Annotated in this window: 16 protein-coding genes; 9 read left to right on the plus strand and 7 right to left on the minus strand. The window is 70.9% G+C overall.

Annotation, left to right across the window (positions count from 1 at the left end):
- The first annotated feature begins 124 nt into the window (after nucleotides 1–124).
- The 6 genes from AB0M73_RS45140 (at nucleotide 125) to AB0M73_RS45165 (ending at nucleotide 8767) form a co-directional block, all read left to right on the plus strand.
- Complete coding sequence (locus AB0M73_RS45140; protein ID WP_363905622.1) at nucleotides 125–2140, plus strand: APC family permease; 2016 nt, start codon at nucleotides 125–127, stop codon at nucleotides 2138–2140.
- The gene (locus AB0M73_RS45145) at nucleotides 2137–3396 is read left to right on the plus strand and encodes a class I SAM-dependent RNA methyltransferase (RefSeq protein ID WP_363905625.1); all 1260 of its coding nucleotides are present in this window, start codon (nucleotides 2137–2139) and stop codon (nucleotides 3394–3396) included. The genes AB0M73_RS45140 and AB0M73_RS45145 overlap by 4 nt, the downstream gene beginning before the upstream one ends.
- A 452-nt stretch (nucleotides 3397–3848) precedes the next feature.
- Nucleotides 3849–5795 carry a 1-deoxy-D-xylulose-5-phosphate synthase gene (gene dxs, locus AB0M73_RS45150; RefSeq protein ID WP_363905628.1) on the plus strand — a complete coding sequence of 649 codons (1947 nt, stop codon included), beginning with the start codon at nucleotides 3849–3851 and terminating at the stop codon, nucleotides 5793–5795.
- A 77-nt stretch (nucleotides 5796–5872) separates the two neighbouring features.
- On the plus strand, nucleotides 5873–6592 hold the full coding sequence (locus tag AB0M73_RS45155; RefSeq protein ID WP_043723496.1) for a response regulator transcription factor: 720 nt from the start codon (nucleotides 5873–5875) through the stop codon (nucleotides 6590–6592).
- 37 nt (nucleotides 6593–6629) lie between these two features.
- Complete coding sequence (locus AB0M73_RS45160) at nucleotides 6630–7742, plus strand: HAMP domain-containing sensor histidine kinase (RefSeq protein WP_363905632.1); 1113 nt, start codon at nucleotides 6630–6632, stop codon at nucleotides 7740–7742.
- Between the two features lie 191 nt (nucleotides 7743–7933).
- A complete protein-coding gene (locus AB0M73_RS45165; RefSeq protein ID WP_363905635.1) occupies nucleotides 7934–8767 on the plus strand; it encodes an aldo/keto reductase in 834 nt (277 codons plus the stop codon).
- A 12-nt stretch (nucleotides 8768–8779) separates the two neighbouring features.
- Here the strand turns inward: AB0M73_RS45165 and AB0M73_RS45170 are convergent, their stop codons facing one another.
- From AB0M73_RS45170 to AB0M73_RS45190, 5 genes are all read right to left on the minus strand, one after another.
- Nucleotides 8780–9151 carry a hypothetical protein gene (locus AB0M73_RS45170; RefSeq protein WP_363905638.1) on the minus strand — a complete coding sequence of 124 codons (372 nt, stop codon included), beginning with the start codon at nucleotides 9149–9151 and terminating at the stop codon, nucleotides 8780–8782.
- 2 nt (nucleotides 9152–9153) lie between these two features.
- Nucleotides 9154–9546, minus strand: a complete 393-nt coding sequence (locus AB0M73_RS45175; RefSeq protein ID WP_363905641.1) for a hypothetical protein — start codon at nucleotides 9544–9546, stop codon at nucleotides 9154–9156.
- A gap of 81 nt (nucleotides 9547–9627) precedes the next feature.
- Nucleotides 9628–10731: an XRE family transcriptional regulator gene (locus tag AB0M73_RS45180; RefSeq protein WP_363905644.1), complete on the minus strand. Its 1104-nt coding sequence runs from the start codon at nucleotides 10729–10731 to the stop codon at nucleotides 9628–9630.
- A 56-nt stretch (nucleotides 10732–10787) separates the two neighbouring features.
- Nucleotides 10788–11744: an FAD-dependent oxidoreductase gene (locus AB0M73_RS45185; protein WP_363905646.1), complete on the minus strand. Its 957-nt coding sequence runs from the start codon at nucleotides 11742–11744 to the stop codon at nucleotides 10788–10790.
- 19 nt (nucleotides 11745–11763) lie between these two features.
- Complete coding sequence (locus tag AB0M73_RS45190) at nucleotides 11764–12123, minus strand: peptidase inhibitor family I36 protein (protein ID WP_043723505.1); 360 nt, start codon at nucleotides 12121–12123, stop codon at nucleotides 11764–11766.
- A gap of 168 nt (nucleotides 12124–12291) precedes the next feature.
- Between AB0M73_RS45190 and AB0M73_RS45195 the strand changes: the two genes are divergently transcribed.
- Complete coding sequence (locus tag AB0M73_RS45195; protein ID WP_363905648.1) at nucleotides 12292–12984, plus strand: hypothetical protein; 693 nt, start codon at nucleotides 12292–12294, stop codon at nucleotides 12982–12984.
- Between the two features lie 14 nt (nucleotides 12985–12998).
- On the opposite strand, the gene AB0M73_RS45200 is transcribed toward AB0M73_RS45195, so the two are convergent.
- Nucleotides 12999–13799, minus strand: a complete 801-nt coding sequence (locus AB0M73_RS45200) for a DUF72 domain-containing protein (RefSeq protein WP_363905657.1) — start codon at nucleotides 13797–13799, stop codon at nucleotides 12999–13001.
- A 26-nt stretch (nucleotides 13800–13825) separates the two neighbouring features.
- Nucleotides 13826–14548, minus strand: coding sequence for a DUF72 domain-containing protein (locus tag AB0M73_RS45205; protein WP_363905650.1), 723 nt, complete (start codon nucleotides 14546–14548; stop codon nucleotides 13826–13828).
- Nucleotides 14549–14653: 105 nt separating this feature from the next.
- Here AB0M73_RS45205 and AB0M73_RS45210 point away from each other — a divergent pair, with 105 nt between their 5' ends.
- Both AB0M73_RS45210 and AB0M73_RS45215 read left to right on the plus strand, forming a co-directional pair.
- On the plus strand, nucleotides 14654–14947 hold the full coding sequence (locus AB0M73_RS45210; protein ID WP_363905652.1) for a type II toxin-antitoxin system Phd/YefM family antitoxin: 294 nt from the start codon (nucleotides 14654–14656) through the stop codon (nucleotides 14945–14947).
- The gene (locus AB0M73_RS45215; RefSeq protein ID WP_363905653.1) at nucleotides 14944–15219 is read left to right on the plus strand and encodes a type II toxin-antitoxin system RelE/ParE family toxin; all 276 of its coding nucleotides are present in this window, start codon (nucleotides 14944–14946) and stop codon (nucleotides 15217–15219) included. Before AB0M73_RS45210 ends, AB0M73_RS45215 begins: the two co-directional genes overlap by 4 nt.
- Nucleotides 15220–15467: the final 248 nt, after the last annotated feature.

Raw genomic sequence — 15467 nt, forward strand, 5'->3', positions numbered from 1 at the left:
CCGTACCTGGCGGCGGAGACGGCGATCCCCCGCAACCCCCCAATGCACCAATGGACCGGTTTGTTCCCCAACCTACCGACGGACTGCTCCGAAGTGGTGAGGACCTCGCCTACGCTGTGCCGTTGTGTCCAAGATTGCGACCGCGGCCAAACGGCTCGTCCTCGGCCGACCCTTCCGCAGCGACCGGTTGGCGCACACGCTGCTGCCGAAGCGGATCGCCCTGCCGGTGTTCGCGTCCGACGCCCTCTCCTCGGTGGCGTACGCGCCCGAGGAGATCTTCCTGACGCTGAGCGTCGCGGGCCTGTCCGCGTACGGCTTCGCGCCCTGGATCGGCATCGTCGTGGCGCTCGTCATGCTGGTCGTGGTCGCCTCGTACCGGCAGAACGTGCACGCCTACCCCAGCGGCGGCGGCGACTACGAGGTGGCCACCACCAACCTCGGCCGCTACTTCGGGCTGACGGTGGCCAGCGCGCTGCTGGTCGACTACATCCTCACGGTGGCGGTGTCCACGGCGTCGGGCATCGCCAACATCGGCTCGGCCCTGCCGTTCGTCGGCCAGCACAAGGTGATCTTCTGCCTGCTGGTGATCGGCCTGCTGACCGCCATGAACCTGCGGGGCCTGCGGGAGTCGGGGGCCGCGTTCGCCATCCCGACCTACGGCTTCATGATCGGCATCGTCGGCATGATGATCTGGGGCTTCGTGCGGGCGATCTCCGGCGCGGACCTGCGGGCCGAGAGCGCCGGTTTCCAGCTGCACGCCGAGACGTCGATGACCGGCGTCGCCTTCGCCTTCCTGATCCTGCGCTCGTTCTCCTCCGGCTGCGCCGCGCTGACCGGCGTGGAGGCGATCAGCAACGGCGTGCCGGCCTTCCGCAAGCCGAAGTCGCGCAACGCGGCGACCACCCTGCTGATGATGGGCCTGGTCGCGGTGGTGATGCTGATCGGCATCATCTCGCTGGCCACGCTGACCCACGTCAACTTCGCCGACGACCCGGCCAGCCAGCTGGTCGGCGCGCCCGCGGACTACCAGCAGAAGACGATCCTGGCCCAGATCGCCGCCGCGGTGTTCAGCAACTTCCCGCCGGCGTTCTACTACATCTCGTTCGTCACCGGCATCATCCTGGTGCTGGCGGCCAACACCGCCTTCAACGGCTTCCCGGTGCTCGGCTCGATCCTGGCCCAGGACCGCTACCTGCCGCGCCAGCTGCACACCCGCGGCGACCGGCTGGCCTTCAGCAACGGCATCATCTTCCTGGCGGCGCTGGCGGTGGTGCTCATCGTCGCGTTCGACGCCGAGGTGACCCGGCTGATCCAGCTGTACATCGTGGGCGTGTTCGTGTCGTTCACGTGCAGCCAGGCCGGCATGATCCGGCACTGGAACCGGTTGCTGGCCACCGAGGAGGACAAGGCCGTGCGACGCCGGATGCGGCGCTCGCAGACCATCAACACCGTCGGCCTGGTCTGCACCGGAGCGGTGCTGATCGTCGTGCTGATCACGAAGTTCCTGGCCGGCGCGTGGATCGCCATCGCTGCGATGGGCGCGATCTTCGCCCTGATGACGGCCATCCGCAAGCACTACGACACCGTGGCCGCCGAGCTGAGGATGGCTCAGGCCGAGCGGGACAACGCCGTGATGCCGTCCCGCAACCACGCCATCGTGCTGATCTCCAAGCTGCACCTGCCGACGCTGCGGGCGCTGTCCTACGCCAAGGCCACCCGCCCGGACATCCTGGAGGCGGTCACCGTCAACGTGGACGACGTCGACACCCGCGAGCTGGTCGCCGAGTGGGACCGGCAGGCGTTCAAGACGCCGCTGAAGGTGATCGAGTCGCCCTACCGGGAGATCACCAAGCCGGTGCTGGACTACGTGAAGCGGGTCCGCACCGACAACCCCCGCGACGTGGTGACGGTGTTCCTGCCCGAGTACGTCGTCGGGCACTGGTGGGAGCAGCTGCTGCACAATCAGAGCGCGCTGCGGCTCAAGGGCCGGCTGCTGTTCCAGCCCGGCGTCATGGTCACGAGCGTGCCGTGGCAGCTGGCCTCGGCCAAGGGCCGCGACGAATCCAACAGTGTGGTCACGCCCGGCCAGATCCGCCGAGGCTTGGACACTCCCGTCGAACGTAGGAAGACTCGAACGTGACGCAGACTCAGCCCTGGACCGGTCGCCGCCTCGAGGTCGAGGTCGGCCCGGTCGCCCACGGCGGCCATTGTGTCGCCCGCGCCGACGGCCGTGTGGTGTTCGTCCGGCACGCGCTGCCGGGGGAGCGGGTCGTCGTCGAAGTCACCGAGGACAAGGGCGGCTCCTTCTGCCGGGCCGACGCCGTCGAGGTGCTGGAGCCGTCGCCGGACCGCGTGGAGCCGCCGTGCCCGGCCGCCCGCCCCGGCGGCTGCGGCGGCTGCGACTGGCAGCACGCGTCCGGTGAGGCGCAGCGGTCGTTGAAGGCCGGCATCGTCGCCGAGCAGCTGCGCCGCCTGGCCGGGCTCGAGGTGGACGTCGAGATGGAGGCGCTGCCGGGCGGCCTGGGCGAGTGGCGCACACGGCTGCGCATGGTCGTCGACGGCAAGGGCCGTGCCGGCTTCCGCGCGCACCGCAGCCACAAGGTAGTGCCCGTGCGCCGCTGCACCATCGCCGCGCCGGACCTCGTGGAGGAGGTCACCGCGCAGCACTGGACGCGTGGGGCCGAGATCGACCTGACCGCCGACTCCATGGGCCGCATGGACATCGTGGAACGCCCGCAGCGTGGACGCCCGCGCACCGTCACCGGCGACGGCGTCGCCGTGGAGCGGGCCGGCGGGCGTGAGTGGCGCGTCGAGGCCCACGGCTTCTGGCAGGTGCACCCCGAGGCCGCCGACCTGTACGCCGAGATCGTCGCCGAGTGGGCCGCCACACCCGTCGGCGGCACCGCCTGGGACCTCTACGGCGGCGCCGGCCTGTTCGCCGCCGTGCTGGCCGAGCAGGTCGGTCCCGACGGCTCCGTCGTCGTCGTGGAGTCCTCCCGCCCGGCCGTGGCCGACGGCCGTCGCAACCTCGCCGACCTCCCCCAGGTGCGGTTCAGGACCGGTCTGGTCGAGGAGACCACGCTCAGCGGCCGCCCCGACGTCGTCGTGCTCGACCCGCCCCGCAAGGGCGCCGGCAAGGCCGTCGTCGACACCATCGCCTCCCACGAGCCCACCCGGGTCATCTACGTGGCCTGCGACCCGGCCGCCCTGGCCCGCGACATCGCCGCCTTCGCCGAGCACGGCTACCGGCTGGAGCGCCTCCGGGCGTTCGACGCCTTCCCCATGACCCACCACATGGAGTGCATCGCCCTGCTGTGCCTTTCGGCGCCGCCTTCGGCGTCGCGGCTCGGCAGTACCTTCTCCGCGCGTTCCGCGCGGGGCTCGGCCCCCGAGTAGCCGGTGCCTCGCCCTTGCCGGATTTCGCCCGCCGCGTCGGCTTGGGTGGGTGGTTGCGTTGTGTGGCGGCGGGCGAAATCCGGCAACCGTGCGAAGCACCGGCGGGGCCGAGCGGCTCTGGTGACGACTGTGCTTGCTGGCGGCTGATCTCCGGCCGAACCCTTGCTCCCGGCCCGGACACCGTGAGGAAGGACTCAACGATGTGGTGATCCTGTGCAGAACACCAACCGGCTCGCACACCGAGCGTCTAATTGAGCAGGGGTCCGACCGGCCGTCGGAGGCGCCGGCTCTGCTGGACGGGCGAGTGACCCCGGGTGGTGGCGGCACGGTGCGTCACCACCTCGACAGGTGAAATCCGAAGATCTCCGTAGACTGACGGGCGCCGCCGCGACGGCGACGTCGCGCAGGACACGGCGAGGAATCAACCCCGGCGCCAAAGGCGAGGTGAAGCGGTGACGCTGCTGGAATCCGTGCACGGACCCCATGATGTGAAGCGGATGGAGCAGGGTGAGCTGGAGCAGCTCGCGAACGAGATCCGGTCCTTCCTGGTGGAGAAGGTGGCTCGTTCGGGCGGGCACCTCGGCCCCAACCTGGGCATCGTGGAGTTGACGCTCGCGCTGCACCGGGTGTTCGAATCGCCCAAGGACGCGCTGCTCTACGACGTCGGGCACCAGTGCTACGTGCACAAGATCCTCACGGGCCGGGCCGACGGCTTCGACCTGCTCAAGCAGACCGGCGGGGTGTCCGGCTACCCGAACCGCGCCGAGAGCGAGCACGACTTCATCGAGAACAGCCACGCCTCGACCGCGCTGTCCTACGCCGACGGCATGGCCAAGGCGTTCCAGCTGGCCGGCAGCCGTCGGCACGTGGTCGCCGTGGTCGGCGACGGCGCGCTGACCGGTGGCATGTGCTGGGAGGCGCTGAACAACATCGCCGCCGACCAGACCCGGCCGGTGGTGATCGTCGTCAACGACAACGGCCGCTCGTACTCGCCGACCATCGGCGGCTTCGCCGACCACCTCGCGTCGCTGCGCCTGCAGCCCGGCTACGAGCGGGCCCTGGAGAGCGGCAAGCGCACTCTGCAGCGCACGCCCGTCGTCGGCCCCGCCGTCTACGCCGCGCTGCACGCCGCCAAGCGCGGCATCAAGGACGCGCTGGCCCCGCAGGCCATGTTCGAGGACCTCGGCCTGAAGTACCTCGGGCCGGTCGACGGGCACGACCTGGTCGCGCTGGAGGCCGCCCTGAAGCGGGCCAAGGCGTTCAACGGGCCGGTCATCGTGCACGCCGTGACCCGCAAGGGCAACGGCTACGCGCCGGCCGAGAACGACGCGGCCGACCAGATGCACCAGACCGGCGCCATCGACCCGGTCACCGGCAAGCCGCTCGGGCCGAAGGCGACGTCGTGGACGTCCATCTTCTCCGAGGAGCTGATCCGGGCCGGCGGCGAGCGCAAGGACGTGGTGGCCATCACCGCCGCCATGCTCGGCCCGACCGGCCTGGACAAGTTCGGCAAGGCCTTCCCGGACCGCTGCTTCGACGTGGGCATCGCCGAGCAGCACGCGCTGACCTCGGCCGCCGGCATGGCCATGGCCGGGCTGCACCCGGTGGTGGCGATCTACTCCACGTTCCTCAACCGGGCCTTCGACCAGCTGCTGATGGACGTGGCCCTGCACAAGCAGCCGGTGACGCTGGTGCTGGACCGGGCCGGCATCACCGGGTCCGACGGCCCCAGCCACAACGGCATGTGGGACCTGTCGATCCTCGGCATCATCCCCGGCATCCGGGTCGCCGCGCCGCGGGACGCCGTCACGCTGCGCGAGGAGTTCCGGGAGTCGCTGGAGATCGAGGACGGGCCCTCCGCCCTGCGCTTCTCCAAGGGCGCCGTCGTCGAGCACGTGCCGGCCCTGGAGCGCGTCGGCGCCGTCGACGTGCTCAGCAAGCCCGCCGGCTCCGCCGGTGCCGACGTGCTGCTCGTGGCCGTCGGCGCCTTCGGCGAGCTCGGTGTCGCCGCCGCCCAGCGGCTGGCCGACCAGGGCATCGGCGTCACCGTCGTCGACCCCCGGTGGCTGCTGCCCGTGCCGTCCGAGCTGGTCGAGATGGCCGCCGACCATCGCCTGGTCGTCACGGTCGAGGACAACGGCCGCCACGGCGGCTTCGGCTGGGCCCTGGCCGCCGCGATGCGTGACGCCGGCGTCGACGTGCCCATGCGCGACCTGGCCGTGCCCCAGCAGTTCTTCGAGCACGGCTCCCGCTCCGAGGTCCTGGCCCAGGTCGGCCTCACCGCCCAGGACGTGGCCCGTCGCGTCACGGAGTGGGTCGCCGGCCGCATCGGCGATCCGTCGACGCCGCCGCAGGCCGTCCCGCACGACGTTCCGGCCGAGGAACGCAAGCACGGCTGACCGGGATCGGCCGGGAGACGCGGGTCTCCCGGCCGCCCGCCCACCCCTTGTTCGCCGGGCTGTGGCACGGTGGACAGGTGCGGATCCTGGTAGTCGAGGATGAACAGCCGCTGGCCGAGGCGATTGCCCGGGGCCTGCGGCGTGAGGGTATGGCCGTGGACGTCGCCTTCGACGGCGAGTCCGGCCACGAGAAGGTCACCGTGACCCGGTACGACGTGGTGGTGCTCGACCGCGACCTGCCGAAGATGTCCGGTGACGAGCTGTGCCAGGAGATCGTGCGGTCGGGCGCGCTGACCCGGGTGATCATGCTCACCGCGAGCTCGGCCATCGAGGACCGGGTGGAGGGCCTGTCGCTGGGCGCCGACGACTACCTGGCCAAGCCGTTCGCGTTCGCGGAGCTGGTGGCCCGGGTGCGGGCGCTGGCCCGGCGGGCGACGCCGGCGACGCCGCCGGTGCTGGTGGCGGCGGACGTGGAGCTGGACCCGGCCAAGCGGACGGTGACGCGGTCCGGGCAGCTGGTCGACCTGACCCGCAAGGAGTTCGGCGTGCTGGAGGTCCTGATGGCCGCCGGCGGCACCGTGGTGAGCAGCGAAGAGCTGCTGGAGCGGGTGTGGGACGAGAACGCCGACCCGTTCACGACGACGGTGCGGGTCACCGTGATGACGCTGCGCAAGAAGCTCGGCGAACCGGGCATCATCGAGACCGTTGTCGGCTCCGGCTACCGTGTGCCTGCCGCCGGCCGGGTCGCCGGGCCGGCACTGGACTCGGCAACGGGAGCCCGACCTGCTGAAAGTTGACGTGCCCGCAGCCTCGCCCCGGCGCCGTGGTCCGGGGTTGAGGCTGCGCATCACCACTGTCGCCGTTGTCATCGTCGCGGCGGTCAGCGCACTGCTGTTGTGGCTCGGTTGGCTGCTTGTCGGCCTCGTCGTGCGCGGGGCGGTGCCGCAGCTGCCGGCCAGCAGCACGATCGTCGTGGACGGCGTCGCCGTCGAGGCCTCGCGGCTCGGTGACGTGCTGGAGCAGCACGCCCGGACCCAGGTCCTCGGGGCCGGTGTCGTCGCCTTCGTGCTGCTGCTCGTCGCCGCCGCGGTGCTGGCCTGGACCTTCACCGGCCGCGCCCTGCGGCCCCTGCACGACGTCACCGCCACCGCCCGCCGGCTGTCCGCCGAGTCTCTGGGCGAGCGCATCGCCCTCGACGGCCCGGATGACGAGGTGGCCGAGCTCGCCGACACCTTCGACGCCATGCTCGACCGGCTCCAAGGCGCCTTCGACGCTCAGCGGCGGTTCGTCGCCAACGCCAGCCACGAGCTGCGGACCCCGCTCGCGGTCATCCGCACCGAGCTCGACGTCACCCTCTCCGACGACCAGGCCGACGTCGAGGAGCTGCGCCGGATGGCCGACGTCGTCGGCACGGCCGCCCTCCGGGCCGAGCAGCTCGTCGAGGCCCTGTTGCTGCTCGCCCGCACCGACGGCATCGGCCTTGTCGTGCACGAGCCGGTCGACCTCGCCGCCGTCGTCTCCTCGGCCTGGCGCTCCGCCGGCCGCGAGGCTGCCGCCCGTGGCGTCCAGGCCCGATTCGCCACCGCACCGGCCCCCACCGTCGGCGATCCCGCCCTGCTCGAACGCGTCGCCGGCAACCTCCTGGAGAACGCCGTCCGTCACAACCTCGACGGCGGCTGGATCGAGGTCGCCACCGAGAGCGGTCCGGAGTGGACCCAGCTCCGGGTGTCCTCGTCCGGTCAGCTCATCGCCCCCGAGCAGGTCACGGAGCTCTTCGAGCCCTTCCGCCGCGGCGGCGTCGACCGCACGGCCCGCACCGGCACCGGCCTCGGCCTGTCCATCGTCCGGGCCGCCGTCCTGGCCCACCGCGGCACCGTCCACGCCGACGCCGTCCCCGGCGGCGGCCTCTCCGTCACCGTCAACCTCCCCGCCGGCCGCGACACCTGAACCACCGCGAGTCCCGCTCTCAGGCAACTGAATGTCGAGTTCCGGAACTCGACACACGGTTGCTGGAGAGCGGGACTCGCGGTGTTCGAGTTGCGGGGGTGAGAGATGGCTCTCAAGGTGGAAGACAGACGACGGTCGGGGTGTTGCACACCGTGACCGTGAATCGAGAAAGTGCGAGGGAAGCGTCTCCTATGCCAGTGGTTCCCACCATCAAGCTCAACAACGGCGTCGAGATCCCACAGCTGGGGTTCGGGGTGTTCCAGGTGCCCGACGAGGAGACGACGGCGGCCGTCACGGCGGCGCTGGAGGCCGGGTACCGAAGCATCGACACGGCAGCGGCCTACGCCAACGAGCGCGGCGTCGGCGAGGCGATCAAGGCCTCGGGCATCGCCCGTGACGACCTGTTCATCACCACCAAGCTGTGGAACTCCGCGCAGGGCTACGACAACACGCTGCGCGCCTTCGACGAGAGCATGGCGCAGCTGGGCCTGGAGCAGCTGGACCTGTACCTGATCCACTGGCCGGTGCCCAAGGCCGACAAGTACGTCGAGACCTGGAAGGCGTTCGAGAAGCTGCACGCCGACGGCCGGGTCCGGGCGATCGGCGTGTCGAACTTCCAGCCGAAGCACCTGCGCCGCCTGCTCGACGAGGGCCTGACGCTGCCGGCGATCAACCAGGTGGAGCTGCACCCGGCGTTGCAGCAGGCGACGCTGCGCGCGTTCCACACCGAGCACGGCATCGTCACCGAGGCCTGGAGCCCGCTGGCCAAGGGCGAGGTGCTGGACGCCCCGGAGATCACGAAGACCGCCGCCAAGCACGGCAAGTCGCCGGCCCAGGTGGTCCTGCGCTGGCACCTCCAGTTGGGCAACGTGGTCATCCCGAAGTCGGTGACCCCCAAGCGCATCCGCGAGAACCTCGAGGTGTTCGACTTCGAGCTGGACGGCGACGACCTGGCGGCCATCGGCGGCCTGGAGCGCGGCTACCGCACCGGCCCGGACCCCGACACCTTCAACGCCGGCGCCTGACACCAGAAGACGCTACGGCCAGCCGGCTCGACTCGACGTCGTCGGCTTCGGTTTGGCGGCAAGCGTCGTGCAGGCGGCCCTTGCCTGCTCCTGCAACCAGTCCGGCGGCACCGTGCCGCCGGACTGGTGCTTGCGGGCCTCGTCGACCAACGCCTGCAACGCCTCGTACTGGTCGCCGTCCAGGCCCATCTCCTGGTAGTCCAGGCCGGTGTCCTTGGCGTTGCCTAGAATGTCCTTGGCCCAGTACACAAGCTGGTTCACGCACACCGCGACCGGGTCCACAGTGGACGTTGACGTGGTCGCGGCCGGCGGAGCCGCAGGCCCGCCCGAGCAACCGGCGACCACCACCGCCAAGGCGGCCCCGACGAGCAGGCGTCCGGCCACGGCTAGAACGAGTCCCCGCCGGAGAACTGCTCCTCCAGGGTGTCGACGGTGCCGGCGAGCAGCGTCAGCGGGTCGACGAACTCGTTGATGTCCAGGTTCTCCAGCGGCAGCGCGTGCCGCAGCACCACGTGCTCACCGATGATCGCCACCCCGCCGACCACGGTGGTGTGCCCGACTTCCTTGAGCAGCGCCGCGAGATCGACCTTGGAGGCCAGGCCGCACGGCGAGGCGATCTGCACCCAGTCCTCCTTGCCGTCGAGCACCTCGTGGCTGAGCCAGATGATCTGGCTGCGCTCGTCGTCGAACTCGACGTGGATGCTCACCTCGTCCGGAGTCTGGTCGATGACCTGGTACTCGGTGCGCACGAACGCCACCAGGTCGCCCCACGTCGCCATGACTCACCCATTTCCGCCGGCTGAACAAGATCACTCGACGATAGGCGTCGGGCCCGGCGGCGGAAAGACCCTCGCGGGTGGTCACACCAGGCGAAGGTGCGCGGTGCGCCCGCCGGGAGTGCGCAGCGCGGTGGACCGGCCGGGCAGCGCCGTGACCACCAGCCCGAACACGATGTTGTTCAGCTCCTGCGTGCTCAACATCAGGTCGGCGGCCAGCTCGTGCGGGGTCATGCCCTGCTCACGCAGCGCCTTGAACACCTTGGCCAGCAGCTGCGAGGACTCCCTGGCCTGGTCGCTGTCGGCGTCGACCCGCGCGAGGTCCACGCACAACGCCCGGTAGACGCCGTCGCCGACCTGCCGCAGCTCCCGCAGACGCCGGGTCAGCGCCAGCGGCGACACCCGCCAGCGCGGACAGGCCCGCAGCACCTGGTCCTTGGACGGATCCTCGGGCACGTAGGTCAGCACGTCGACGTCCGGCATCAGCATCGCGCTGGCGAAGGCGTCGGCCTCCGCCTCCACGTCGACGCCGTCCACCGCCCGCCCGCCGCCGTGCAGGACGAGATGCCCGAGCTCGTGCGCGGCGTCGAACCGCCCGTGCTCAGCCGACTTGGCGGTGTTGAGGAAGACGTACGGGGTGCCCTCGTGCCAGAACGAGAAGGCGTCCACGTCGGTGTGGTCGACGCCGAGGGAGAACACCCGAACCCCGTGTGCCTCCAACAGGTGCACGAGGTTCGGCGCGGGCTTGCTGCCCAGCTGCCACTGCTCGCGCACGGCATCGGCGGCGGCACTCGGGGTGCCCTGCGCGACAACGGGAACGTCCACCTCGGGCAGCGTGAACCGCCGCTCCAGGAAGGCGTTGAACTCGATGGCCAACCGTCCGGCGGCCAGCGCCCCGGCCCGACGCCGGGCCGGCAGCTTCGGCCGGGCCCGGAACGAGACGACGTCCTCGGTGAGCTCGGCCGGCTCGCCGCCGGCGAAGAACTCCACCGGGAAGCCCAGGGCGCGGGCCAGCTCGGCCAGTTCGGGCTCGGTCGGGACCCGACGCCCGTTCTCGAAGTCCGACACCGACCGCGGGCTCACGTCCAGTTGTCGCGCGAGGGCGGCGGCGGTCAGCTGACGCCGCTGGCGGGCGAGTTTGAGGCGGGCCGGGGTGAACATGGTGGGATCATTCTTCCGGGTGCTCACCCGGTCGACGCAACAGACGTAGCCGAGTGGGGTGATCTCGATTCGGCCTAAATGTGTCAACCCAGCCGGCTGGCCAGCGCCCGGCCCAGTGCCGTTCCGGACAGCCAGGCCGTCTGCACGCGCGAGGGCCCCCAGGCGTCGCCGCACACGCCGACGTTGTCCTCGTCCAGGTGAAACGGGGCTTCGGACGGTGTTTCCGGCCGGGCGTGCGGCCACTCCTGCGCGTAGGCGGTGACCGGCCGTGTGGGCAGGCCGAGCACCTGCTCGACGGCGTCCTCGACGTCGGCGATCACCTGGTCGTGGGCGCCCAGCCGGGTCGCCGTGTAGGCCGCCGTCGTGTGGGCGACCAGGACCGGGGCGCCGTCGCCGCGCCGATCGCCGTCGTCGAAGACCGTGGTCAGCACGTCGTGCCCGTTGACGAACGCGCCGTGGAAGTCCGGCCAGGCCCGCTCCGGGTAGCGCAGCGTCACCGCGAACGAGGGCACCCAGTTCTGCCCGTCGACCGCCGCCCGAGCAGTCCGCAGGCACGGATCCAGCACGTCGAGGGCCTGCGGACCGGGCATCGCCAGCACGACCGCGTCCACCGGGACGCCGTCGACCAGCGGCCCGGGTTCCACGGCGGTCACGGCGTGTTGCAGCTTGACGGTCAGCCCCTCGGCCAGATGCTCGGCGAGGCTGCGCAGGCCACCGGGCGCGGCCCAGCGCATCGGCCCCGGCCGCGGTTCCCGGCTGCGGTTCGCCAAGGCGTCGTTCTCCAGGGCGACGAGGGTGTCCGTCCACTCGCGAGCCAGCCCGGCGGCCCGCCAGGCCCGCACGACGGCGTCGAATTCGGGGTCGCTCACCGTGAAGTAGGCGGCTCCCACGTCGGCAGGGCGCCCGTCGTAGCGGCGGGTCGCGAGGCGACCGCCGACCACGGGCGTGCGCTCCAGCACGCGGACGTCGATGCCGGCATCGACCAGAACCCGGGCACAGGCCAGGCCGGCGATGCCGGCGCCGACGACCACAACGCTCACGATCTCCACAGTAGGTGCGTCACTCCCAGACCTGGATCGCGCGTACCACGAAAGGCGCATCCGGCACGTAGGTGCCGCCCTTCGGATACGTGGTGAACTCGGCCTCGGTCGAGCAGGTCGCGCCCTCGTACACCGTGACGTCCTTGGTCATCATGTTCACGAGCGACTTGGCCACGAACTTGTCCGGCAGCGCCACGCACTGGCTGGTCGCCGTCGTCTCCAGGCTCAGCCGGACGGCCTTGCCCTTGTAGTTCTCCCCGCTCCAGGCGCAGAACGAGCCGGCATCGCAGGCACTCGACGTCGCCCAGACGGGCGACGCTGTGCCCAACACCACCGCTGCCGCCATGACCGCCGCGAACCCCAGGTTTCGCACCGACATAACGAGTCCTCTCCCTAGTTGTGCCTGCTAGGAGCCTTGCCGCGACTGCCCTGCGCGTCCGGCGAACGGGGCCGCGTCACCCGTCCGTGCAAGCGGTGCACCCGGTGGTGAGCAAGGGCACTTCCCCTGCGTGTTCAACGAAGATCAGAAGGGGGTAAGACAGGGATTGTGGCTACCACTCTCCTGACCCGTCCCGCCCCGCAGCTCCGTCGTGACCAGCGCGCGCTGGTGGAGGCGATCCGGCGAATGACGGGCTTCGAAGCGGTGGCCGTGCTGCGTGGATTCGACAAGACCAGCCGGGCCACCCGCGACGCCATCAACGAGGTCGTCCGCGAGCAGGGCGGTCACATCATCGACGTGACGCCCGTGCCCGGCCTCGGCGAGCTCGCCTCCGTGCCGGCTGCCGACCTGGTCGTCGCCACCAACCGCTCCCTCGCCGCCGCGGCCGAGCGCTGCGCCGCCTACTGGAACGTGCCCGCTGTCGTCCTCGGTGACGGCGTCGGAGAGCACGGCCGCCTGGTGCGTACCCGGCAGCCCGCCGTGTCCGTCACGCGCGACGGTGGCGGCCAGGACGTCGTCGTCCGGCAGCTGCGGCTGCTCGGTCCCGTCACCTGGTCCGACGGCTCCGCCCCCGCGCGGCCGGCCGAGGAGCTCGTGCTCAAGCCCACCATCGCCGGCATGGTCGTCACCGCCACGTACGCCGGCACCACCGTCACCCGGCCGGCCAGCCGGATGATCGAGGTGGAGATCACCGACGAGGTCGTCGCCGACATCGATGGCCACGCGGGCCTGGTCAGCTCCGGCCGCTACGAGGCCCGCCCCACCACCCGCCCGGTCTGCCGGGTCGCCGTCACCGGCTGAGCCCGGCCAGCGGCTCATCCAAGGCCGACGCGCTGCGACAGGCCCATGGCGTCGACCGGCGCGCGGACCTTGGCGTCGTTGTCGAAGTACACGTGCACGTCGCCGCGGCGGTGCCACTTGCGGACCTTCTTCGCCCAGCGGTCGAGGGCCTCGTCGGTGTAGCCGCTGACGTACAGCTCCTCGTCCCCGTGCAGGCGGGCGTAGGTGAAGTCCGCGGTCAGCTCCTCGAAGTACGGCCATGTCTTCGCCGTGTCGGCCACCACCATCGCCACGTTGTGGTCCCGCAGCAGGCGCAGGCACTTCTCGTCCTGGAAGCTCACGTGCCTGGGCTCCAGCGCGTGCCGCAGCGGCCGGTCCTCGTCGATCCGCAGCCCCTCGTCGTCCTTGATCCGGTCGTCGTGCCGCGCCCCGAGCTTCGCCGCCGCGACCGTGCTTTGCGGCAGCAGAGCCAGAAACTCGGCCAGCACCTCCGCGTCGAACCGCAGCGTCCCCGGCAGCTGCCACAGGATCGGGCCCAGCTTCTCCTGCAGCCGCAGCACTCCCGACGCCAGGAAGTTGGCCACCGGGATCTCCGCGTCCTTCAGGCGCTTCATGTGCGTGATGAACCTCGGCGCCTTAGTCGCGAACACGAAGCCCGCCGGCGTCTGCCCCGCCCACGACACGAAACTCGCCGGCCGTTGCAGCGCGTAGAACGTCCCGTTGATCTCCACCGAGTTCAGCCGCTCGGCCAGGTAGGCCAGCTCCCGCTTCTGCGTCACGCCCTTCGGGTAGAACGGCCCGCGCCACGGCGGATACACCCAGCCCGACGTCCCGATCCGGATCACCGTCCCATCCTGCGCCGTCAGCCCCGCTCGCGCACCAGCTCGGCCAGCGCCATCGCGTCCCCCGGAGCCCGCCCGTGCATCGTGTTGTCGAAGTACACGAACACATCCCCCTCGGCCGCCAGCTCCTCCACCCGGGCCGCCCAGCCCCGCAGCGCCTCGTCGTCGTAGCCGCTGATGTACAGCTCCTCGGCACCGTGCAGCCGGATGTAGTGGAAGTCCGCCGTCGTCACGTCGAACAGCGGCCACTTCCCCTCCGAGTACACGACCGCCACGTTGTGCTCCCGAGCCAGCTCGTAGAACTTCTCGTCCCGGAAGCTCTCGTGCCGCACCTCGAACGCGTGCCTCACCGTGGGATCCAGCAGCGCCAGGAACTCCGCCACCACCCCCGGATCGAACGCCGTCCGGTCCGGCAGCTGCCACAGCACCGGCCCCAGCCGCTCGCCCAGCTCCCGCACCCCCGAGTCGAAGAACTTCTTCAGCGGCTCCTCGACCCCACGCAGCCGCCGGACGTGCGTCACCTCCCGCGTGCCCTTCACCGCGAACACGAAGTCCGCCGGCACCTGAGCCGCCCACGACCGGTAGTTCTCCGGCGTCCGCAGCGAGTAGAACGTGCCGTTGATCTCCACGGTGTTCACGTGCCCGGCCAGGAACTCCAGCTCCCGCCGCTGCACCAGGCCCTTCGGATAGAAGCCGCCCCGCCACTCCGGGTACTTCCACCCCGACGTCCCGATCCTGATCATCACCCCATGGTGGAACGCGAACGGGTGCCGTGCACGGCGAGCGGAGACCGGTCAACCTGGCCCACGTCGTGGTGGTGGTCCCGAATAAGGACTATAATTCGGACCATGGAGACGATGCCGATCACAGAGGTGAAGGCCCGGCTGGCCGAGCTGGTCGTGCAGGTGGAGACGCAGCGCGATCGCATCACCATCACACGCAACGGCAAGCCGGCCGCGATCCTCGTCTCGGTGGGCGAGTGGGAGAGCGTCAACGAGACGCTCGACGTGCTGGCCGACCCTGAGGCGTTGCGGGACATCAAGGAGTCCGACGGCGCCTACGCCCGGGGCGAGGTGTACGACAGCGCCGAGATCGCGGCCATCCTGCGTGCCCGTGCGGATGGAACGGACAGCGTCGCTTGAGCGAGTCGTATGACATCGCCTGGTCGCCTCAGGCGCGGCGGGCGATGGCCGAGCAAGTCCCGGTCCACGTCGCGATGGCGGTGTACGAGCTGATCACCGGACCAGTGGCGACCAATCCCCATCGAGTCGGCAAGCAGCTCGATCCGCCCATGGACGACCAGTGGTCGGCGCGCCGCGGCGATTATCGCGTGCTCTATCGCATCCACGAGGACAAACATCAGGTTTATGTCACGCGGATCAGCCATCGGCGTGACGCGTACCGGGCGTACTAGAAAGCGAGTGCTGCCCGTCGGCCTCGGGAGCTCCAGCGTGACGCCCGTGCAGGGTGGCGGTCGCTTGGACGGCAGCACTCCCTCCTCGGAGAGGGTGGACCGGGTCACCGGTCCGCGATCCCCGAGGAACTCGTGCAGGCCCTCGACGGGCACGAGCAGGTGGCGAGCGAAGGCGTCGGCTCGGACCTAAGGGCAGTGTGCATCCACGCGCTCACGTGCGGCAGCGCCAGTCCCGCGAAGAACTCGAA

The sequence above is a fragment of the Kutzneria sp. NPDC051319 genome (genome assembly GCF_040682195.1).
Taxonomy (GTDB): Bacteria; Actinomycetota; Actinomycetes; order Mycobacteriales; family Pseudonocardiaceae; genus Kutzneria.

What these genes read in the sequence shown, in the direction of transcription:
- AB0M73_RS45165 (WP_363905635.1), top strand. Translation starts at nt 7,934, where the DNA reads ATGCCAGTGGTTCCCACCATCAAGCTCAACAACGGCGTCGAGATCCCA.
- AB0M73_RS45175 (WP_363905641.1), bottom strand. Translation starts at nt 9,546, where the DNA reads ATGGCGACGTGGGGCGACCTGGTGGCGTTCGTGCGCACCGAGTACCAG.
- AB0M73_RS45190 (WP_043723505.1), bottom strand. Translation starts at nt 12,123, where the DNA reads ATGTCGGTGCGAAACCTGGGGTTCGCGGCGGTCATGGCGGCAGCGGTG.
- AB0M73_RS45205 (WP_363905650.1), bottom strand. Translation starts at nt 14,548, where the DNA reads ATGATCAGGATCGGGACGTCGGGGTGGAAGTACCCGGAGTGGCGGGGC.
- AB0M73_RS45210 (WP_363905652.1), top strand. Translation starts at nt 14,654, where the DNA reads ATGGAGACGATGCCGATCACAGAGGTGAAGGCCCGGCTGGCCGAGCTG.